Below are 19,971 nucleotides of genomic sequence, written 5' to 3'. Positions count from 1 at the left end.
CCAGCCTATGACAGAAGCCCGCTAGATGCCAATTGCCAAAGTCATTGGCATTTTTCTCAAACTATGCTATAATTACACGTTCCATCATGAATGGTTTATTAACGCCTGTAACGGTTTGTTCACTTTTCTCCGTTGGATTTCACGGGGAGCTTATAACACCGCGGGGACATAATCGCCCTTTGCGGGCAGGCATCCCCATTGGCCGCCGCCGATTATTTGCGCCGTCCCGCCCCGGTTTATCCTTATAATAGAGCGGTATCGCTCACAGATTGGGGAACCATGACGGACGCCAACAAAGAATCCCTCGCGCTCGGCTATAAAGCCACGATCATAAGCAGCGTCTCCGACGTGACGCTGGCGGCGGTGAAGTTCGCCGCCGGCACGCTGGGCCACTCTTCGGCGCTGATCGCCGACGCGCTCCACTCGCTCACCGATCTCGCCACCGACTTTGTCTCCTTCGTGTCGCTCAAGATATCGCATCTGGAGCCGGACGAAGACCACCCCTACGGCCACGGGCGGGCCGAGACCATCGGCACCGCCGTAATCGGCGTGGTGGTGGCGATAGTCGGCCTTTGGCTCACATGGGAACAGGTGGTTGCGCTGGAACAGGGGCATGAGAACCACCCCACATGGTTTGCCGCCGCCGCCGCCGCGGCATCAATGCTTATCAAGGAAGCGATGTACTGGTACACGCTGGCCATCGGCAAAAAGGCCCGCAGCGAAAGCGTCATCGCCAACGCTTACCACCACCGCTCCGACTCCCTCTCATCGCTCGCCGCGCTCATCGGCATCGGCGGCGCGGCGCTTGGCTACCACGCCATGGATCCGCTGGCCGCCGTCATCGTCGGCCTGATGATCATCCACATGGGGGGAAAGATCACCTGGGACGCCACGCAAAACCTGATGGACAGCGGGCTTTCCCGCGAAGAGCTGGAGGAACTGCGCCGGATCATCGATGCGGTTCCCAACGTGCTGCACCACCACGACATCAAGACCCGCCGCGCCGGACGCGACGTATTCATCGACTGCCACATACAGGTGCCGCCGCGCATCTCGGTATCCGAAGCGCATAACATAGCCGAATCGGTGCGCCACGACCTGCGCCACCGCGCCCCCCACGTCACCGACGCGATGGTTCATATAGATTCCGAAGACGACAGCGAAGGGGGCCGCCTCTATCACGACCAGCGGGCGCTGGTGGAAAAGGCGGTGACCGAAATACTGGCGCAATCCCCCGGCATGCGGCTGGCGGAAGACATCGTCCTCCATTACTTCCTCAAAAATTTTGTGGCGGACATCGCCTTGGAATCGGAAAATGAATACACGGTGGCCGAAGCGCGGCGGACGGCGGCGCGCATCAAGGAAAAGCTTTTTGAAACCGGCATCGTGACGGAAGTAAACATCAAACATCAGCTGGGAACATGGAAAAAAATAAACGGCCGTCCATCCGCATAGAAAAAGACAGCATGGGGGAACTGGCGGTTCCGGCGGAGGCCTATTACGGCATCCAAAGCACCCGCAGCCTGCACAACTTCCAAATCAGCTCCCTGCGCCTGCCGCCGGAGCAGATCACCGCGCTGGCGCGCCTCAAGTCCGCCTGCGCCAAAGCGAACATGGAATTGGGTTTCCTTTCCGCCCGCAAAGGGAACGCCATCGTCAAGGCCGCGCGCGAAGTGGCGGGCGGCGCGCTGCGCGGCGAGTTCCCGCTCGACATCTTCCAGGCCGGCAGCGGCACCGGCGGCAATATGAACGTCAACGAAGTGTTGGCCAGCCGCGCCGCCGAAATCCTGGGAGGAAAACGCGGCGAACGCTCCCGTGTACACCCCAATGACGACGTGAACATGGGCCAAAGCACCAACAACATATTTCCCTCCTCCATCCGCGTGGCGGCCCTGCCGCTGCTGCTGGCGCTCATCGAAAACGCCGGGGCGTTCCGCAAAACGCTGCTGGCGAACGCGAAAAAATTCGACCGCATCCTCAAAAGCGGCCGCACGCATTTGCAGGACGCCGTTCCCGTCCGCATGGGACAGGTTTTTTCCGCGTGGGCTTACGCCGTGGAAAAAGACATCGAACGGCTGCAATCGAAGGTGCGGTACATCTCCGAACTGGGCGTGGGCGGCAACGCGGTGGGAACCGGCATCAACACGCACCCGGCGTTCCGCCGCCTCATCATCAAACACCTCAACGCGGAAACCGGCGCCCGCTTCACCGTCACCCGCAACGGCATCGAGGCGACCCACAGCACCAACGACATGGCCGATCTCTCCGCCGCGCTCAACACGCTGGCGGTGGACACCGCGCGCATCTGCAACGACCTGCGGCTGATGGCCTCCGGCCCCCAGACCGGCCTCAACGAAGTGGTTCTCCCCGCCGTGGAGCCGGGCAGCTCCATCATGCCGGGAAAGATCAACCCCTCCATCTGCGAAGCGGTGAACATGGTCTGCCTGAAGGTGATGGGCAACCACCAGACCGTCACGCTGGCGGCGGCCGCCGCCCAACTGGAACTCAACGTCACCATGCCGGTCACCGGCCATTGCCTCATCGAATCGCTCAAAATCCTCGCCGCGGGCATCGCGCACCTCGACACGAAATGCGTGGCCGGCATCAAGGTGAACAAGGAAGTCTGCGAACGGTACGCGCTCATCAGCCCCGGCATCGCGACATTCCTGAATCCCGTCATCGGGTACGACCGCGCCGCCGCCGTGGTGAAAAAAGCCCTCGCCGAAAACAAAACCGTGCCGCAGGTGGTGCTGGAGGAAAAACTGCTGACCAAAGCGGAGCTTGATAAACTTCTCGATCCGAAGCGGCTCACCTCCCCCAACCTGGCCTCCCGGCGGAAGGGGATGCGGTGATTTTCACCCCCGCACAGATACGGCTGATGGTGGCGCACGCCGAAGCCGCCTACCCCCGCGAGTGCGTCGGGGTGCTCACCGGCCTCTGGGAAAAACCGGAGGAGATCGCGCTCAACAAGCTCACCAACAAACTGGACGAACTTTTTAAGCACGACCCGGCACGCTACCGGCGGGACGCGCGCACCGGATACTTCGTCGATCCCAAGGAGGTCTTCGACCTCGTCACGCGCACCCAAAAAGAAGGGAACAAAATCCTCGCCTTCTACCACTCGCATCCCGACAACGAAAGCTATTTTTCGCAGGAAGACCTCGCCGCCGCCGTGATGTGGGGCGAGCCGGTCTACCCGGACGCGGTCTACATCGTGGTCTCCGTCTTCGGGGGCAAGGCGAAAGAGGCGAAAGTTTTTGCATGGGATGGCGGCGGTTATGCCCCCGCCGCCACATTGCGGATAGAATAGGGCGATGCTGGACAAGTTAAAAAACACCTTCAAACTGCTGGTGCTTATCGCGGCGGTAATCGCGGCGGGCGTGGTGAGCGCCTTGGTCGTCATGCGGCTCGGCATGCAGGTCAAGGAAGACGTGAAAACCCCCGCCATCGAGGGAAACGAGGTGGTGATGGCGCTGGAAAAAATCAATCAGGCGCGGCTCAACCTCAAAATAACATCGCTCGCCTACGACGCCGAGCGCCCGCGCAACACCATCGTGAGCCAGGATCCCAAGGCTGGCACCGCCATAAAAGAAGGGCGCGATGTGCGGGTGATCATCAGCCGGGGGCCGCGCGAATTCGACATGCCCGCCCTGATCGGCCTTACCTGGCGGCAGGCGGCCAATATGCTGGCGGAACGGGGACTGACCATCGGCGCCAGCTACAAAATCCACGCGGCGGCGGATGAAGGGGAAATCGTGGCGCAATACCCCTCGGCCGGCAGCCATGTGACCGACCTCGACCAGGTGGAAACGCTGGTGAGCGCCGGGAGATTGGCCGAGATCGAACTGGCGCCGGACGTGACGGGAATGCAGCTTGAGGCGGCCAAACGCGAACTGCAAAAAGCGGGCTTCCGCGCCGGAACCATAACTTTTCTGGAAAGCGCCGAGGGGGCCGGTGGAGCCGTCATCGCCCAGAACCCCGCCGCGGGAACGCCCGCCGATGCGGGAAGTGAAGTGCCGCTGACCGTGGTGAGACGCCCGAAGGATCCGGAAAAGCCGGGAACCTATACCCTCTACACCATGGTTCTTCCGGCCAATGTCCCCGCGGGCACCGTGAAGGTGCTGCAGGAAACAAAGACCGGCCAAAAAGAGATTTACAACCGCGCCCACAAGGGGGGCGATACCGTATCGGCGCTTGTGGAAATCGGCGGTCCCACCACCGTGCGGCTTTACATGAACGACCAGCTCCTCGAAGTGAAACCGTTCGCCCCGTGACGGAATCAGGGGGCAAAGCCCCGACACGCCCCCTTCTAAAATGACGGCGGAGGTTGTAGTATTTACCGAGCGCGCCGTATGGGCGGCGCGCAACAACCGTTGTATATAAAGGAACCGGCGCAATGGCAATTATAGCCCCCTCGATACTGTCGGCCGATTTCGCCCGCCTCGGCGAGGAAATCAAGGCGGTGGAAAACGCCGGCGCCGACTGGCTGCACCTCGACATCATGGACGGCCACTTCGTGCCGAATATCACCGTCGGCCCGCCCGTCGTCGCCAGCATCCGCAAAGTGACGAAACTGACGCTCGACGTGCATTTAATGATAGAAAACGCCGACGCATATATCCCCGAATTCGCCAAGGCGGGGGCGGACGTCATCACCGTCCATCAGGAGGCCTGCCGCCACCTGCACCGCACCATCCACCTCATCAAATCGCTCGGCAAGCAGGCGGGGGTGGTCATCAACCCCGCCACGCCGGTGCATACGCTGAAAGACATCATCGCCGATGTCGACCTCGTCCTTATCATGAGCGTCAACCCCGGCTTCGGCGGCCAGAGTTTCATTCCCGGCGCGCTGAGAAAAATCGCCGAAACCCGCAAGCTGCTTAAAGAGCACGGCTCCGGCGCCGAGGTTGAAGTGGACGGAGGGGTGGGACGGAATAACGTGCGCGACATCATACAGGCGGGGGCCAGCGTGCTTGTCGCGGGGAACGCCATCTTCAAATCGGGCGATTACACCGCCGCCATCAAAGCCCTCAAGACGCTGGAGAATATCTGAAAAGGGTTTTTCCCCTTTTCAATTTTTCGGCGGGACGTTGGCGGGCAAGTGGTTTCTGACGGCGGTCAAAAGGCTTTCGAGGGATAGCGGCTTTTCGCAAAACTGGCTCGCGCCGGTCTCCACCGCCTTTTCCCCCATGCCATCGCCTTTCGCGGCGGAAATGGCGATAATCGGAACGGTGTTGCCTTTGGCTTTGCGCACCGCGTCGATGAAGCTGAAGCCGTCCATCACCGGCATCATAAGGTCGGTGATAATAATGTCGGGTTGAATGCAGCCGATGGCGGCAATGGCGGCCCGCCCGTTCTCGGCCTCCAATACTTTGAAGCCGTTTTTTTCGAACTCAAAACGCAGCACCGTGCGCAAAATATCATCGTCTTCCACGATCAAAATGGTGCGCCGATCCCGCACATCCGCCGCGCGTTTTGCCGCTTCGCCCATGCACACCCCGTTAATGATTTGCCCAAAAATCCCATTATCAAAATATACTAACCGGCATTAATAAATCAAGTAGTATTTTTTGGGGGCGCTTTTAAAAAGGCCGGCGCAATAAGTCCGGCGCCGGATAGCTGTTTCGCCATAACACCGCTTTGCCCTATAATCGCGTGAAAAGGGGGTTTCATGATGGATTCGATGCCCTGCGCGATATGCCGCGGCGAGGCCGGTTTTTTCCTCAAAAACAATGCCGGCGGGCGAAGTTTCTTCCGCTGCGCCGGATGCGGCTATATTTTCGCCGCGCCGGACGAACAACGCCTCTCCCATGAAGAGGAGCGCGCTTTTTTCAAAGGACAGTGGGAACAAAACCCCGATGGCGGCAACGTTGGCTGCTATCCGCACATCCTTTCGCTGGCGCAAAGCTGCGGCATTGCCCCGGTCAAGGCGCTCGACTTCGGCTGCGGCAACGCCGGCCTTATCCGCTTCCTGCGCGCGAACGGCATCCCCGCCTACGGCATCGACCGCGTGCCGGTGGATAACGACATGCGCCCCTTCGTCTTCGGGGATTTCGGAAAACTCCCGGACATGAAGTTCGACCTGATCACCGCCATCGAGGTGTTTGAGCACCTGCCGGATCCGGTGCCGGTGCTGGATGAACTGCTGACCAGGCTTTCACCGGAAGGATTTTTGTTTATCACCACCGCGCTCACCAACCGCGCGATGGCGCACATCAAATATTTCCCGCATTGGATATACCAAAAGGATTCCACCCACATCGGTTTTTTCGCCGAACGCACGATGGAATTCCTGGCGCATAAAAACGGACTGGAGCTGCAAGTCTTCGGCTACGGCGATTTCATTTTGGACCGCTCGAAAAAACGGCTGGTGGTTCAGCACGAAGGACGCTTTGTCTTCCACCGCCAGGACAAATGGGAAATGAATTATTAGCCGCTTGAGCGGTTAGCGCTTCTTTGCGCAATCCTTCGCCAACTGCAATAGATCGCCGGCGCGCCCCTCGCGGCGGTAGCGCTCCATCGCAACGCCGCACTTGCATCCCCGTCCGCGCCGCGACAGGCGATGCAGCGTTTCGGCCATCACCCGCGGAAAGCGCGAGACCCCGTCATCCACTTTTTCTTTCTCCGCCGCGCTCAGCATCCCCTCAAACAGCTCCCCCTCGCGGAACGCGCGCGGAACCACCCCCTCGGCGTAGTTGGTGCAGTAACAAACCGCCGCGTAGCATATCTCCATCTGCCGCGCGAGGAACGCCTCCGGCAGCAGCGTCATGCCAACAAGGTCGGCGCCCCACTGGCCGAACATTTTTATCTCCGCCGGAGTCTCAAGGCGGGGGCCCTCGGTGCAGAGGTATACCGCGCCGTCGTGCGCGGCTGTGCCGGTGGCGGCGACGCCGGCGATGGCCGCCGCGCGGATTTCCGGGCAGAACGGCTCGCTCATCCGGATGAAGCCGAGGCCGGTTCCTTCAAAAAAATTCGCCGCGCGGTTTTTGGTCATGTCTATCGCGTCGTGCGGAATGACGAAGTCCCCCGGCGCGATGCCGGGATTGACCGCGCCCGGCCCGCTCCACGAGACGATCCGCTCCACGCCCAGTTTTTTCAGCGCCCAGACGTTGGCGCGGTAATTCACATAGGCGGCGGCGGTATCGTACCCCTTTTCGCCGTGGCGCGACATGAACCAGTAATGGAAGCCGTCCCCCTTGAAGAGCCGCGCCGGGGCGGCGGGGCCGTACGGGGTTTTGACGATTTCCTTTTTTTCCTCTTCCCCGAATCCGTTGCCGCGCAGCAGGTCGTACGCCCTGCTGCCGCCGATCACCGCGAGCGCCGCTCCCTGCGTGTTCACCAGTCTTTCTCAACTTCCCGTTCCTGCATTTTAAAGCGGCGCATGTCGCGCTGCTCCTTTTCTTCCCGCCGCGCGAGGTTCGCCAAAACCCGGTCGGCCTGTTCCTTCTTCATGCCGCCGGGGCCGGCGCCGGGCTGGCCCTCCCCCTGTTGCGGTTCGCCGTCCTTATTGTTCCCTTTGTCGGGCTGTTTGTCATTGCCGTTTTTGGGGTCTTTTTTGCCCTGCCCGTTTTGTTCCCGCTTTTCTTTCTTTTGCTCCAAATCCTTCAACTCTTCCAACCGCTTCAGGGCGATCTCCATATTGTGCTTCGCGGAGATTTTCGAGGGGTCGGCCAGCAGCGTTTTCCGGTACGCGGCGACGGCGTCTTCCAGATTTTGCCGGGCCGCCCCGGCATCCCCCTTTTTCAGACGCTCGCCGCCCAATGCGTTTTGCGCGTTGGCGTAGTTGAGCGCCGCTTTTCCGGCCACGGCGTCTTTCGATTCCGCCGCGGAGCCGAACAGCTTGGCCGCCTCTTCATATTTTTTTTGCCGGTAGAGCGCCGCGCCGAGATTGTGGCGCGCGGTATCGGAATCTTTCTGTTGCCGCGCGTCGGCGTATTGTTTTTCGGCGGCGGCGTAATCGCCCGCGCGGTATTTTTCGTTTCCCTCTTTCACGGCGAAGTAGTGCACATCGCCGAACGCGGCGAGCAGCGCGAAACAGGCCAGGTAAAACAGCGGCCTCATAGCTGATCCACCGGCACTTCGCCATTCATCGCCGCCAGCATCAGCCCCTCGCGTATGCCCGCGTCGCTCACCGTGAGCCGGTCGACGCCGAACGCGTCCATCGTCGCCAGCGTGATGCCGATACCGGCGATGATGAGGTCTTCGCGTCCCTGTTGCAGCGATTCCACCGCGCCGCGCCGGGCGATGGTCATCGCGCCTACGGTGCGCAGCAGACCGGCCACCGCATCGCGGAGCAGCACGAGGTTGTTGATCCGTTCGGGATCGAACGGCACGACGTTGTGGATCATCGCGGCGATGGAGGTGACGGTTCCCGCCGTGCCGACGAGCGTGAAGGGGCGGGCCGGATCCAGCTTTTTCGCCACGGCCCGCAGCTCCGCTTGCAGGTATGTTTCCAGCCGGGCGTATTCGTCCATCGCCAGCGGGGCGCGCTTGATGTAGGTTTCGGTGAGGCGCACCACGCCGAGGGCGGTTCCTTCGGCGTGGATGCGGCCGTCCGCGCCGCGGCAGATGTACTCCGTGCTGCCGCCGCCGATATCGAACAGCAGCACCGGCGTGCGCGCGCCGACCACCATCGCCGCGCCGCGCAGCGAGAGGGCGGCCTCCGTCTCCCACGGTATGACGTGAAGGCCGAAGCCGAGTTTTTTCCGGACGAGCGCGAGGAACGCCTCCTTGTTGGCGGCCTGCCGCACGGCGTGGGTGGCCGCCGCGCAGATGCGGAACGGCTTGTACGGGGCCGCGCCGCCGATGAGCCGCGCGATGCCCTCCACGGTGCGTTCCATCGCGCCGTCCAGCAGCGTCCAGCCGTTGTCGTGCGCCTTTTCCGCCAAGCGGGTGATGACCTGGCCGCTGTGAAGCGTTCTGAATCCGGCGCCGGCCCTTTCGGCCACGAGTATGCGGATGGTGTTGGAGCCTATATCCATCACGGCGAAACGGTCATGCGTCATGGCGGCTCCTTTATTGGGTTGGCAACATTATTGTGCCACGAAAATTATACCCGCGCCGCCGGGATTGGCAATAATAAGGGGCAAGCCCCTTGGCCCTCGTGGGCCGATGTACAGGCTTGTACCTGCCGGGGGAAAAAAGAAACGGCGCGGGGGGTATACCGCGCCGTTTTACAGTGGGGAGGGGTTAGATAAGTCCGAGAAACTGGGCAAAGGCGAAAACTAATGAGCCAAAGCCGAGTACCACGAACAAGCGGAGCGTGAGCGAACCGTTGCTATCCCCGGTCTGAAGGGCATCCACCCGTTTCATCGCGCTGCTGCTGCTGGTGCCGTGCGATTTCGCCTGCGCCGCGGACGGTTTCAGGGTGCTTGCGTTCAGATGGGAACTTGCGGTTGCGCTCATTTTCGTCTCCTTTATCCTTTAATTGCGTTCTTGCCAACATATAAAAGCAATAGCCGTGCCGAATTTGTAAGGCACTATAAAACATCAGATTGTGGTTATTCCGGTTTTAAAGTAAAGGTGTGCATGTCCTCCGGGAGGACAGAATGTATCCAGAAATGGACAGCGCTGACCGTATTATCGATTGATCTTTCCCAAGTGGGTATCTTTAAAACCGGACTCGTACTTGAGTCCAAATCCCAATACCCTGTCAAAGGCGATGTGCGCGATCCAGATGATGGAGATGGGCAGCGCTTGCGGCATACCGGCTGAATAATGCAATGAAAGCAGGATCACCGGCGCGGCATAAATATGCCCGATGTTGTATACGCGCGCACCGATCTTCGGGTTTATCAGGTAGCCCGCAAAGAAAATATCGGGGGCCAGAATCAGGAAGAAAAACAGAATCCAGCTAAACCCGTAATGGAAATACACGGCGCATGCGAGGACGAAGATAAACAGCGATTCTATTCTTTGAAATCCGGTTACCATATTTTCCCTTTTAGCGTAGTCCGTTAATAACCCCAGCGCAACTCAAAGAAGAACGTGGTGAAGTCCGTCAGCCGTCCGAAAAAGCTGTTATGCGGCCCCTGATAGCTATCGGCCCCCATCGACAGGCGTATAGTATCGGTCGCCGCATAGGTGATTTTGGGGCGGATCAGGCTGTCGCCGTGCTGCAGCCAAACAAGACCGGCTATTTCCGCTTCCAGCGTATCGTTCAGCCACTTATCGCCGATGCGGAAGGTCAGGCCGTGTTGCGTTTCGTCATATTGATTCGCGGCGAAGACGGCGGCTTCCGCCAGCGGCAGGGCGGCGGCGGGCGTTATAGATTCCGGCGCACGGTAGTTGAACACCTGCCTGAAAAGGTATTGCAGGTTGACGTTGAAGTTGTCCCCGAACGTCCGGTCGCCCCCCGCGACGGCGAAGAAGACCGGGTTTTTGGTAAACGGGTCTTGGCCCGTGGCATCTTCGGAGGCGAGGTATGCCGCCTCGGCGCGGAACCCGTAGCGGCCGGAAGTGAACGCGCCGTCCGCGCCGTAGGCTTTCAGGCGGCCATAACGCATCGTCACCTCCGCGCCGGTGAGCGCGAAATCGGGGTTGCGGTCGAACCCGTCGAAATACGAAACGGAGTACTCGTAATCGCTGGCGGTGTATTCCACCTTCGCCGCCCACTGGCTTAGCGCAATGTCAGATTTTGTTTCCGTCATCACCGGTGTTCCCTTCGGAAACGGCAGGAGGTTCGCGCGAAACTCCGGCAGCCATATAGCGATGAAGCGGTGATTCCCCGTCTGATACGCCCCTTTCAGCGCGCCGACGCCGCTTTTCTGGTCGGCGTCTTCCGGCGTGGCGAGCGTGAAATCGCGCATCACAAGATTGTCGGTCGGGTTCACCGCATCGGTGCGGCCCCATGCGATGATTTGACGTCCGGCGCGCAGATCGAAATTCTCCGTGGAAATATCGATGAACCCTTCGCGCAGGTTTGCCTTTGCGGGATAGCCGCTCTGGCAGTATGAATCGTCGCGCAGCCACCCCTCGCCGTGGAACGCGGCCTTGCCGTCAAACAGGGATGCGCCACTTTTGACCCAAAGCGAGCTGGCCTGCGCACCCGGCCCGGCTTCGGGGGTTTTCCCGGCGCTCCACCATGAAGCGCGGACAGAGCCGGAGAGCCATCCTCCCTCCTCCCCCCACGCATTGCCGTGGAAGGGGGGGCCGATGCCCGGCGGTCCGGGCATCGGCATGAGCAAGAGGGGAATGAGAAGGAAAAGCGTTTGGGGAAAACGCATGGCTAGTTCTCCTTTTCGAGGTAACGGGTTGTGAAGACCGATTCTTTCACGCCGGCGTTGGCGCGATAGTTTTCAAACGTGATGATGGTGCGGTGGCCGCTTTGCGCGTTGTGCGCTTCCAGCCGCATCGCCTGCCACTTCCCCTTGGCGGCATCCACCAGCGTTACGTCGTCCGCCTTGAAGGTTTTAAGCAGTTCGCCGCCCTGGTCGTACATCTCACCTTTGATGGTCACCATGTTGTCTTTCCGTATCCAGCCGATCCGTTTCGAATAGCCGGAATCCTCCGCCACGGAGGGCCGGGCGGGGAGCGATTCGATGACGTGACATTCTACGCCGTCCACCGTTTCGGCGCGGAGTATTTTGTGGGTCCAGTCCTCCACTTTGTGCCCCATCACGTCGCCGTAAGAAAAATCGGTGCCGACAAAGCTGTCCTTTTTGTTGGAGGAAACCAGCCGCCGCACCTTTTTGAGCGCCGGGAGGTATATCCAGAGGTCGTCATCGCCCGCGCCGTGCTCGATCATCAGGGTGGCGGTTCCTTTCACGTCCGGCGGCGCGAGGAACCGGACCACCCGCATTTCGTCGCCGGCGCCGGGGATGAGCTTGGTCTTCCCTTCGGTCTTGCGCACCCGTTCCTGCCCGTTGGCGTTGATAAGGCGGAAGGTGGAATCCGTCGTGGAGTCCGCCACTTTCGATACCGCGAAGTTGAGCTTCATTATTTCCGCGGCCGAAAGCTCCGCCGCGTGCGCCGGCGTTGCGAAAAATGACGCGGCGAACAGAAGCGCCAGCGCGCCGGCGGTCAACGCGGCGTTCGGCGCGGCGGGAGCCGCCGCTTCGCCGAAGATGAAGCGGGGGCGCAAGGCGAGAATGAGCGCCGGAAAGAGCGTAACCGACGCGATGGCGCTGGCCAGCATGGCAAGGCTGATAAGCAGGCCCAGCCAGAAGTGGATGGAGAAACCGTACGAGAACATCAGGACGGAATAGCCCGCCGCCACGGAGAGGGCGACGAGGAGCACCGCCTTGCCCGCCGAGCCGAACGCCTTATACACCGCCGTCCGCTCATCCGCGCCGCCAGCCAATTCCTCTTTCAGGCGGTAGGCGAGGTAGATGGCGTAATCGGCGCCGATGCCGACCGCCATGGCCGAGATGGTGGAGGTGGCAACCTCCAGCGGAATGCCCAACAGCCCCATAATGCCGAAATTCGCCGCCACCGTCACGGTGAGCGGCACCAGCACCAGCAGTCCGGCCAGCAGCGAGCGGAAAATCATCGAGGAGATGACGAACACCACCGCCGCGATCTGGATGATGTTGAGGATTTTCTCGCGCACGAGCACTTCGTTCAATGCCGCGCCGTTGGTGACGCCCCCGCCCGCCGAGACGGTCACTTCCGGGCCAAAGAGTTGCGCCGACAGCCGTTGCACTTTATCGGCGAGCGCCGCCGCGTAAGCGCTGCTGTCCGTTTTCAGGAATACGGCAATGCTCGCGTTCCGGTAGCCATAGTCCACCACCGAGTCAAAATCGCCCGGTTCGCCGGAAGTGGAATAGAGCAGCAGGTATTGCGCGATGAGTTCCCGGCTGTCGGGTATCCGGTCGAACGAGGGATTATCGCCGTTCATCGCCTTGTTGATCCGCTTTATGTAATCGGCGATGGAGAGGGTTTTGCCGACCATCGGGTCTTTTTCCAGTTCCCGTTGCAGCGTTTCCATTCCCTTGAGGACGGCGGGATTTTTAATCGCGTCGTCTTCCTTGCCGCTTACCAGAATGAACGCGGCATTGGCCCCCGCCATCCGCCGGTTGTAGGCGTCGTCGTCTTTCATTTCCGGCAGCGAACCGTAGAACATCCCCTTGGTGGAGTTGTCCATGCGCACCAGCGTGCCCCCGAAAGCGAAGAGCGCGATGAGCGCCGCCGCCGCGGCGAAGAGCATTCCGCGTTTGTCCAGCACGGCGCCGGCGGCCCGTTTTGCCAGAACATCAAGCCATGTGTGCTTGGATTCACGCATCCGCTCCCGTTCGCCCGGCGCTTTCAGCGATGAGCGCAACGCGGGGATGAAGGTAAGCTCAAGGAGCATGGCGCAGACGATGCCGGAGCCGGTGAAGATGCCGAACGTCTGGATCGATTTGATGTCGAATATCATCAGCGAGAAAAAGCCCATCGCCGCGATGGTTCCCGCCGCCAGCATGACGGGGCCGACTTTCTCAATCGAGGCGATAACCGCCAACTGGTTGGCCGTTTGCGGCGCAAGCGCGGGGGATGTTTCCCTGATGCGGTGATACTCTTCATAATAGCGCTTCATTATCTGCACCGCGTGCCCCGCCGCCACCGCCAAAATGAGGATGGGGGTGGTGGCATTGAAGGGGTCAAGCTCCACCCCCGAAAGCCCCATCACGCCGAGGCTCCAGATGACCGCCATCAGCGCGGTGACCAGCGGCAGCACCAGCGCCTGCACGCCGCAGAACGCCTCGTAGAGCACCAGCGCGATTATGAGCAGGGCAAGCGGAAAGAAGAACCCCATCCGCGCCGAGTATTTCTCGATGAGGGCGTTGAAAACCGGGCCACCGGCGAAGGTGATTTCCACGGAGCCGTCCATCTCCGGCGCGATGACGCCGCGCACCGTATCGGTAATTCCGGTGAACCCTCCGGGACCGTCCTTGAACTCCGCCACGACGGAAATCGTGGAGCGGTCGGCCGAGACCACGAGGTTTTCGTACAGCGGGTTCGCCGCGATGGCCTCCTTGAGCGCCGCCATCTGGGCGTCATCAACCGGCACCCGCTCCATCAGTTGACGGACCTCCAGCCCTTCTTCGGTTCCTTTGATGTCTTTCGCCTTGCGCGCCGCGAGGCTGACCACGTTGTTGCGCACCACCCCTTTCGCGCCAACAAGCGCGCGGGTGATGCGCTGCGCCTTGCCCAGGATGGCCGGGGTCAACGCCTCCCCTTGCCGCGCGTGGATGCCGACGACGACGGTATGCTTGTTGCCGAAAAGCTCTTCCACGCGGTTGCCGGCGACCACCATCGGGTGCGACTGCGGCAGGATTTTCGCCGGATCGATAACGATGGCGAGGTTTTTAAGCTGGAACAACAGCCCCAGCGTGACGAGGATGGTAAATGCGATTACCGCCGCCCGATGCTTGGTGACCCATTGGACAAACGCTCTCATGATTTCCTCCTCCTGAAAAAATGTTTTCCGGTTACGCCGGATTCTTTATTGCGTATCGGCGCATCTGCCTTACCTTCCGATAGGTAGGTTGAGCAGGCAATTTTTTTTAGCATATGAGTGACTCGATGACCTGCCGGGTAACGGTTTCGTAATAACCGGGGGACTTTTTGTCGTGCGCCATATTCAGCGCCCCCATCGTGGCGGCGATGATGAAGAGCGCCTGCTCTTCGGGGGCGCCCCGTTTTTTGAATTCCCCTTTTTCCACCCCTTCTTTTACTTTCATCGTGACGAGCTCCAGGTGCCATTTCTCGAACCAGGCCAGCTTTTCGCGCAAGACATCCGGCAGGCTCTCCGACTCGGCAAGGAAGCCGTTCATCACGCATCCCAGTTCGTGGTGCAAATGGGTTTCGGTGAAGAACTGGAAATATTTTTCCAGATTTTCCCGCGCGGTCATCTTGTCGAGATCGTATTTGCCGATCCAGTCCTGGATGTATTGGTAGTACGCGGAGATGACGGCGATGCCGAGGTCTTCCTTTTTTGGGAAGTGATAGTGGATGCTCGCCTTTTTAATGCCAAGGCGCGTGGCGATATCCTGGTAGCTGAATCCCTGATAGCCGCGCTGCTGAATCAACTCTGTCGCGATCTCGACGATCAGTTTTTTGGTGTCCTGTTTTTCGCCCGCGGCCGCGCGGTCCGTGTGGCGCGCTGTAAGTCTTTTCCGGATGGTTTTGGTCATGGCTTCTCCATTTCTGAGACCAGCTTACCTACCCATAGGTATGTTTGTCAAGAATATTGCTCATTGGCTGCTATAGAGATGCAAAAACAACAAGATAATGGAATAAACCAAAAACCCCAATGACGGAAAAAAGCTTTAATAATCCCAGACTCTGAAATTTCCTCCCCTCATTTGGCTAACCAAAATCCCCATCTCTGTTTTTGCACCTTTGCCTGAGACAAGGAAAGGTCTGTCGTTGAACTAAACTACTGAAATGTGCTATATTAAATTGTTAGGAAAAAGCCTTGATTATTGCAAGGCCACCAGAGATTTCATAAAATGAATAACATTTTGAATGTTGAAAAATAAGAAAGACCGATGAGTGCTAATGGGGTGGAGTGTACCTTTAATAACATTCATTCTGATATACCAGATTGCCGATGTGTTGAGGATAATACGCATCTGAACACAACTGATATGTTTGTCAGGGGATTGTTAAATAATCCGATCGAGGACGGTGACTTTATGTCTCATTGGGAAAAAGGTTCCAAGCCACCCAGAATGAATTGCACCAACAAATGCCAGCGTAAGGCGTTGTCCTTTACAAAAATAAATGAGATTAACGAACAAGAAGCCTTGCAAAGATTGCGTGATATTAAGACCGTCAGCCCAGGTAAGAGGTTTCCATTCTATTGTAAGATACGATTTCTTGTCCCTTCAGGAGCCGTTTTTGACACTCCTAGTCAACGTGAGCCACACCATTGTGATTTTTATAAAAGCGACCAATTCAACCTTAGTTTATTAGAATTTATACACATAGGCACATTGTAATCAATGTTTAAAATACCAGAAGATAAAAAAAATACATCCGATTCATGGGTAATCGTTAATGATTGCGAAGTTTATCTATATTATGATGAACCGATTTTATTCTCTGGCACGAATAAGTTGGGTGAACGGATTATTGGCTCGTATGTTGATAGCGATTATGAGGCAAAGTTTTCTCGCCATTATTACACAATTGTAACAGAAGCTATTTTTCAATCATTTCTTTGTGGAGGCATTTCCTATCTGAGTTTATTAACACAGGCAAAATCATTCTTTGTCGTTGACACTTCCTTCGACGATGAATCACCAAATGTGCATTCGGTCGATATTTCAATAGTCCCCTCCCAAGAGTTGCCTTTGCCCAATTCTTTCTACATTTTCAATGCCATTCCAGCGGAGAAAGATGAGCTAGAAACAATTGCTCCTAATGAGACATATTTATTTGATAGCTCGAGCGTTTTGGAACGTAGCATTATTCTTGAACCGATTGATTGGAAATATTCATCTATTGCGAATTGCATGGAAAATGTTACTCCATTTGCTTTAACCAACCAACATCCAGTTGGGTTCAAAGCGTTTGCCTTATCCGGGCCACACTTGGTTTATTCCAGCTTAGATGAAACAACTCAAGTTCCTGTTCAAATGAAATCTTCTAAGGGGGTCTCAATGAAGACACAAGCAGAAACGTCAGAAAACTACTACTCCTATGCCGGGTGTGCAAATGGCTGAGCCACAATTATTAACCTGCCTTTTGGCAGAAGGTTCCCGCTCTGAAATCGGCCATAAAAAAACTCTCAATGGCCTCTTTACCGGCGATGATATTAATGTAGAAACCAATCAAGAAGTTGAAACTAAATTAAATGCTGGCGGCATTTTGACGATGCCCTCTATGTTAATCCTTGCAATTTTTGAAGTGCCAGTTGGGGAATATAAGTATCGCGCACATCTAACACTACCGTCGGGAAAGAAGTTCGAAACGTCTCAAGATACCGTGGTTAAATCCAAAGTACCAAAACTATTCATAGAAAATCTGTTTTCTCCATTTCCTATTCAAGAATATGGTAAATATACCCTCAATATGACATTAAATGACCGTCCCTTTGCTTATGTCTTTAATATTGTCAAAATACCTAAATGATAAAGGTCGACAGATTGTTGACGTGTGAGTCCCTTCCGTCAGATACTTAACTTTAGCTTCAGGATCTTTCATCTAAAAGATGTCCTTTCCCATTATTAAGGTATCTATACCTTACCTCAAGAGTAACTGGCTTTAGGAGGTACAAAAGGTTTAAGGAGCCGCGTGGAAAGATAACGTATCGTATTTTTCTGGGTGCCGGATCGGTGTCCGGCATGATGGCAAAAAAATCAGGCGGTGGTGGTTTGGGCCAGCGCGGCTTCGAGCAGCTTCTGTTCGCGCCGGTCGGGCCACATGGCGATGATGGTGCCGACGCCCATGATGAAGCCGCCGATCCAGAGCCAGATCACCAGCGGGTTTACCAGCACCTTGATGGTGGCGCTATTGTCGTCGTTGAGCGCGGCGAAGATGACGTAGACATCCTCTTTCAGCGTGCTGCGGATGGCCACTTCGGAATTCGGCATCGGCGGTTCTTCGCTGAGCTGGTCGAGGTTGTGGTAAAAATTCTTTTCGGGGCGGAGGTAGCCCAGTTTCTTCCCGCCCTGTTCCAGCAGCAGCGTGGCCACATATTCTTCCACGCTCGGCTTCGGCTTGCTGTATTCGGTTCCCATGTATGTGACGGTGTAATTGCCGATCTTCAACTGCTGGCCCGGCTTCACGCTTGCCTCCACCGATTGGTTCCAGACGTTGCCGGTGAAACCGACGAACATCGCCACCATGCCGGCGTGGATGATGTAGCCGCCGTAGCGCCGCTTGTTGCGCGCCACCAGGTTGTAGGCGCCGCCGAGGACGTTTTCTTTGCCCCCGGCGGTGCGGCCGCGGACGCCGCGGATGAATTCCATAACGATGGTGGCCATCACGAAGACCGCCGCCACGAAGAACAGCCACGCCATGAATTCGCGCATGCCGAGCGCCAGCATCGCCGCGCCGCCCAGCACCGCCGCCAGGAACGGGATGAGGAAGTTCCTTTTCAGGTTATCCAGCGATGCTTTGCGCCACGCGATGAGCGGACACAGGCCGGTGAGGACGAGCAGGAACAGCCCTATCGGCACCATCACGATGTTGAAAAAGGGGGGGCCGACGGTGATTTTCACGCCGCGCACCGCTTCGGAAATCATCGGGAAGGTGGTGCCCCACATGACGGCGAAGGCCGCGCCGAGCAGTATCAGGTTGTTGAAGAGGAAGCTCGATTCGCGCGAGAGGATGGAATCGAGCTGATTTTCGCTTTGCAGCATGTCGCGCCGCAACGCGATCATCGCCACCGAGAACACAACGACGAGAATAAGGAAAAAGCCGAACTGCGTGCCGACGGTGCTCGCCCCGAACGAGTGGACGGAGGAGATGAGGCCGGAACGGGTGATGAAGGTGCCGAACATGGTGAGGCAGAAGGTGGTGGCCACCAGCGACACGTTCCAGAATTTCAGCATGTTCTTTTTTTCCTGGATCATGACGCTGTGCAGATAGGCGGTGCCGACGAGCCACGGCATGAACGAGGCGTTTTCCACCGGGTCCCACGCCCAATAGCCGCCCCAGCCCAGTTCCACATAGGCCCAGTTGGCCCCCAGCAGGTTTCCCATCAGGAGGAAGAACCAGCTAAAGATGGTCCAGCGCCGGGTGGAGCGTATCCAAATATCCCCCTCCTGCCGCCGCATCAGCGCCGCCATGGCGAAGGCGAACGGTATGGCGAAGCCGACGAAGCCGATATAGAGCGTCGGCGGATGGAATATCATGCCGGGGTTTTGCAGCATCGGATTGAGGCCGTGGCCGTCCGGCGGGATGAGTGTCATCTTCTCAAACACGGGGGAGGCGAAGATCATCAGGCTGCTGAAGTGGATCAGCGAAACCGCGAGAATGCCGGTGACGTACGGCATGATATGGCGGTTCTTTTTGCGGTTTTGCAGGATGGCGATGGTGCCGAACAGGGAGAGCATCCAGGCCCAGAGCAGCAGCGAGCCTTTTTGCCCCGCCCAGAACGCGGAGACGGTGTAGAACATCGCCAGGTCGCGGTTGGAGTAGTTGTAGACGTATTCCACCGTGAAGTCGCGCGAAACGAACGCGTACAGCAGCGCCGCCGAGGCCGCGGTGAGCAGGCCCAACAGCGCGAAATAGGCGTTTTGCCCGCTGCGGACGAGAACGTCGTTGTTCGCCCTGCCCCCCCAGAATGAGGCAACGGCGGCGTAGACCGATACCGCCAAAGAGAGCGCGAGTGAAAGTTCGCCGATTTCAATCATCCGTCATTCTCCGGAACAGGGTTACTTGGGATGTCCCTGCTCGGACGCCTCGTACTTCGAGGGGCAACTGGTGAGCAGCGTGTGGGCGTGGAAGATGCCGTTTTGGTCAAGCTTTCCCTGCACCACCACTTTGATGTCGTCCTTGAACATGTCCGGCATGGTGCCGCGGTAGCTGACCGGCACGCTCTTCGCCTGGTCGGTGATGGAAAATTCCGCCCCCAGCGAATCCGGCGCGACTTTGATGGAGCCGGGGGCGACCGTCCCCTCCATCCTGAAATCCTTGCCGCCGGCCATCTTTTGCGATTCGGAGACGGTGAGGTAATAGACGGATGTCTCCTTTATTCCCATGTACATCAGGTAGGCGACGGCGCCCACAATAACGATGCCGCCCGCCAAAAACTTGGTCTGGTTCTTTTTCATCGCGGATTACCTTTTCAAAATGTCGCACAGCCCTGTTGCCGCCCGGCGGAGCCGGGGTTCGTGCCAGTGGAGGGATACTATAGCATTTATGCGGGCCAAGTGAAATATCCGGGTGCGGCATATTGTTGCGAGCACATTAACCGTCCGGTGTAGGAGCACATTACCTGTCCGGTTATATAAAACGTCCATGGAGGCGTTTTATGAGAAAGACGATGTTCGGGCAGGAGGTGTTACTCATGCGATTTCAAGAAGCGCATAGCGG

The 19,971-nt window shown here is 58.0% G+C and carries 19 protein-coding genes; 8 read left to right on the top strand and 11 right to left on the bottom strand.

What is annotated here, in order from left to right; translation table 11 throughout:
* Nucleotides 1-279: 279 nt before the first annotated feature.
* The 5 genes from HZA03_00095 (at nucleotide 280) to HZA03_00075 (ending at nucleotide 5,053) form a co-directional block, all read left to right on the top strand.
* Nucleotides 280-1,455 (top strand): cation transporter, encoded by a 1,176-nt coding sequence (locus HZA03_00095; protein ID MBI5636349.1) that lies wholly within the window; start codon nucleotides 280-282, stop codon nucleotides 1,453-1,455.
* Nucleotides 1,422-2,852 (top strand): class II fumarate hydratase, encoded by a 1,431-nt coding sequence (locus HZA03_00090; GenBank protein MBI5636348.1) that lies wholly within the window; start codon nucleotides 1,422-1,424, stop codon nucleotides 2,850-2,852. Before HZA03_00095 ends, HZA03_00090 begins: the two co-directional genes overlap by 34 nt.
* Nucleotides 2,849-3,310 (top strand): M67 family metallopeptidase, encoded by a 462-nt coding sequence (locus HZA03_00085; GenBank protein ID MBI5636347.1) that lies wholly within the window; start codon nucleotides 2,849-2,851, stop codon nucleotides 3,308-3,310. Before HZA03_00090 ends, HZA03_00085 begins: the two co-directional genes overlap by 4 nt.
* Before the next feature lie 4 nt (nucleotides 3,311-3,314).
* Nucleotides 3,315-4,274 carry a PASTA domain-containing protein gene (locus HZA03_00080; protein MBI5636346.1) on the top strand — a complete coding sequence of 320 codons (960 nt, stop codon included), beginning with the start codon at nucleotides 3,315-3,317 and terminating at the stop codon, nucleotides 4,272-4,274.
* A gap of 122 nt (nucleotides 4,275-4,396) precedes the next feature.
* Nucleotides 4,397-5,053 (top strand): ribulose-phosphate 3-epimerase, encoded by a 657-nt coding sequence (locus HZA03_00075; protein ID MBI5636345.1) that lies wholly within the window; start codon nucleotides 4,397-4,399, stop codon nucleotides 5,051-5,053.
* Between the two features lie 18 nt (nucleotides 5,054-5,071).
* Here HZA03_00075 and HZA03_00070 read toward each other — a convergent pair whose 3' ends face one another.
* Nucleotides 5,072-5,491: a response regulator gene (locus HZA03_00070; protein MBI5636344.1), complete on the bottom strand. Its 420-nt coding sequence runs from the start codon at nucleotides 5,489-5,491 to the stop codon at nucleotides 5,072-5,074.
* Nucleotides 5,492-5,671: 180 nt separating this feature from the next.
* Between HZA03_00070 and HZA03_00065 the strand changes: the two genes are divergently transcribed.
* Nucleotides 5,672-6,433, top strand: coding sequence for a class I SAM-dependent methyltransferase (locus HZA03_00065; protein MBI5636343.1), 762 nt, complete (start codon nucleotides 5,672-5,674; stop codon nucleotides 6,431-6,433).
* 12 nt (nucleotides 6,434-6,445) lie between these two features.
* Here HZA03_00065 and HZA03_00060 read toward each other — a convergent pair whose 3' ends face one another.
* The 8 genes from HZA03_00060 to HZA03_00025 form a co-directional block, all read right to left on the bottom strand.
* On the bottom strand, nucleotides 6,446-7,339 hold the full coding sequence (locus tag HZA03_00060; GenBank protein MBI5636342.1) for an MTAP family purine nucleoside phosphorylase: 894 nt from the start codon (nucleotides 7,337-7,339) through the stop codon (nucleotides 6,446-6,448).
* Nucleotides 7,336-8,061 (bottom strand): tetratricopeptide repeat protein, encoded by a 726-nt coding sequence (locus HZA03_00055; GenBank protein MBI5636341.1) that lies wholly within the window; start codon nucleotides 8,059-8,061, stop codon nucleotides 7,336-7,338. Before HZA03_00055 ends, HZA03_00060 begins: the two co-directional genes overlap by 4 nt.
* Nucleotides 8,058-9,005, bottom strand: coding sequence for a Ppx/GppA family phosphatase (locus tag HZA03_00050; GenBank protein ID MBI5636340.1), 948 nt, complete (start codon nucleotides 9,003-9,005; stop codon nucleotides 8,058-8,060). Before HZA03_00050 ends, HZA03_00055 begins: the two co-directional genes overlap by 4 nt.
* A gap of 184 nt (nucleotides 9,006-9,189) precedes the next feature.
* Nucleotides 9,190-9,405, bottom strand: a complete 216-nt coding sequence (locus tag HZA03_00045; protein MBI5636339.1) for a hypothetical protein — start codon at nucleotides 9,403-9,405, stop codon at nucleotides 9,190-9,192.
* A gap of 174 nt (nucleotides 9,406-9,579) precedes the next feature.
* Entirely contained in the window at nucleotides 9,580-9,933 is a 354-nt protein-coding gene (locus HZA03_00040) for a DUF4260 domain-containing protein (GenBank protein MBI5636338.1), read from the bottom strand.
* 23 nt (nucleotides 9,934-9,956) lie between these two features.
* Entirely contained in the window at nucleotides 9,957-11,225 is a 1,269-nt protein-coding gene (locus tag HZA03_00035) for a hypothetical protein (protein MBI5636337.1), read from the bottom strand.
* Between the two features lie 2 nt (nucleotides 11,226-11,227).
* Complete coding sequence (locus tag HZA03_00030) at nucleotides 11,228-14,380, bottom strand: outer membrane lipoprotein-sorting protein (protein MBI5636336.1); 3,153 nt, start codon at nucleotides 14,378-14,380, stop codon at nucleotides 11,228-11,230.
* 106 nt (nucleotides 14,381-14,486) lie between these two features.
* Entirely contained in the window at nucleotides 14,487-15,116 is a 630-nt protein-coding gene (locus HZA03_00025) for a TetR/AcrR family transcriptional regulator (GenBank protein MBI5636335.1), read from the bottom strand.
* An 813-nt stretch (nucleotides 15,117-15,929) separates the two neighbouring features.
* Here HZA03_00025 and HZA03_00020 point away from each other — a divergent pair.
* Nucleotides 15,930-16,652, top strand: coding sequence for a hypothetical protein (locus HZA03_00020; GenBank protein MBI5636334.1), 723 nt, complete (start codon nucleotides 15,930-15,932; stop codon nucleotides 16,650-16,652).
* Nucleotides 16,645-17,061 carry a hypothetical protein gene (locus tag HZA03_00015; protein ID MBI5636333.1) on the top strand — a complete coding sequence of 139 codons (417 nt, stop codon included), beginning with the start codon at nucleotides 16,645-16,647 and terminating at the stop codon, nucleotides 17,059-17,061. Before HZA03_00020 ends, HZA03_00015 begins: the two co-directional genes overlap by 8 nt.
* 227 nt (nucleotides 17,062-17,288) lie before the next feature.
* Here the strand turns inward: HZA03_00015 and HZA03_00010 are convergent, their stop codons facing one another.
* Nucleotides 17,289-19,289: a heme lyase CcmF/NrfE family subunit gene (locus HZA03_00010; protein ID MBI5636332.1), complete on the bottom strand. Its 2,001-nt coding sequence runs from the start codon at nucleotides 19,287-19,289 to the stop codon at nucleotides 17,289-17,291.
* A 21-nt stretch (nucleotides 19,290-19,310) separates the two neighbouring features.
* Nucleotides 19,311-19,709 (bottom strand): cytochrome c maturation protein CcmE, encoded by a 399-nt coding sequence (locus HZA03_00005; protein ID MBI5636331.1) that lies wholly within the window; start codon nucleotides 19,707-19,709, stop codon nucleotides 19,311-19,313.
* Nucleotides 19,710-19,971 lie beyond the last annotated feature (262 nt).

Source organism: Nitrospinota bacterium (assembly GCA_016217735.1).
Classification (GTDB): domain Bacteria; phylum Nitrospinota_A; class UBA7883; order JACRGQ01; family JACRGQ01; genus JACRGQ01.
The sequence above is the reverse complement of the archived record's forward strand: the minus strand, read 5'-3'. Positions and strand labels throughout refer to the sequence as shown.

Coding starts and splice junctions, on each gene's coding strand:
- HZA03_00095 (MBI5636349.1), top strand. CDS start 280: ATGACGGACGCCAACAAAGAATCCCTCGCGCTCGGCTATAAAGCCACG.
- HZA03_00090 (MBI5636348.1), top strand. CDS start 1,422: ATGGAAAAAAATAAACGGCCGTCCATCCGCATAGAAAAAGACAGCATG.
- HZA03_00080 (MBI5636346.1), top strand. CDS start 3,315: ATGCTGGACAAGTTAAAAAACACCTTCAAACTGCTGGTGCTTATCGCG.
- HZA03_00075 (MBI5636345.1), top strand. CDS start 4,397: ATGGCAATTATAGCCCCCTCGATACTGTCGGCCGATTTCGCCCGCCTC.
- HZA03_00070 (MBI5636344.1), bottom strand. CDS start 5,491: ATGGGCGAAGCGGCAAAACGCGCGGCGGATGTGCGGGATCGGCGCACC.
- HZA03_00065 (MBI5636343.1), top strand. CDS start 5,672: ATGATGGATTCGATGCCCTGCGCGATATGCCGCGGCGAGGCCGGTTTT.
- HZA03_00055 (MBI5636341.1), bottom strand. CDS start 8,061: ATGAGGCCGCTGTTTTACCTGGCCTGTTTCGCGCTGCTCGCCGCGTTC.
- HZA03_00050 (MBI5636340.1), bottom strand. CDS start 9,005: ATGACGCATGACCGTTTCGCCGTGATGGATATAGGCTCCAACACCATC.
- HZA03_00045 (MBI5636339.1), bottom strand. CDS start 9,405: ATGAGCGCAACCGCAAGTTCCCATCTGAACGCAAGCACCCTGAAACCG.
- HZA03_00040 (MBI5636338.1), bottom strand. CDS start 9,933: ATGGTAACCGGATTTCAAAGAATAGAATCGCTGTTTATCTTCGTCCTC.
- HZA03_00035 (MBI5636337.1), bottom strand. CDS start 11,225: ATGCGTTTTCCCCAAACGCTTTTCCTTCTCATTCCCCTCTTGCTCATG.
- HZA03_00030 (MBI5636336.1), bottom strand. CDS start 14,380: ATGAGAGCGTTTGTCCAATGGGTCACCAAGCATCGGGCGGCGGTAATC.
- HZA03_00025 (MBI5636335.1), bottom strand. CDS start 15,116: ATGACCAAAACCATCCGGAAAAGACTTACAGCGCGCCACACGGACCGC.
- HZA03_00020 (MBI5636334.1), top strand. CDS start 15,930: ATGTTTAAAATACCAGAAGATAAAAAAAATACATCCGATTCATGGGTA.
- HZA03_00015 (MBI5636333.1), top strand. CDS start 16,645: ATGGCTGAGCCACAATTATTAACCTGCCTTTTGGCAGAAGGTTCCCGC.
- HZA03_00010 (MBI5636332.1), bottom strand. CDS start 19,289: ATGATTGAAATCGGCGAACTTTCACTCGCGCTCTCTTTGGCGGTATCG.
- HZA03_00005 (MBI5636331.1), bottom strand. CDS start 19,709: ATGAAAAAGAACCAGACCAAGTTTTTGGCGGGCGGCATCGTTATTGTG.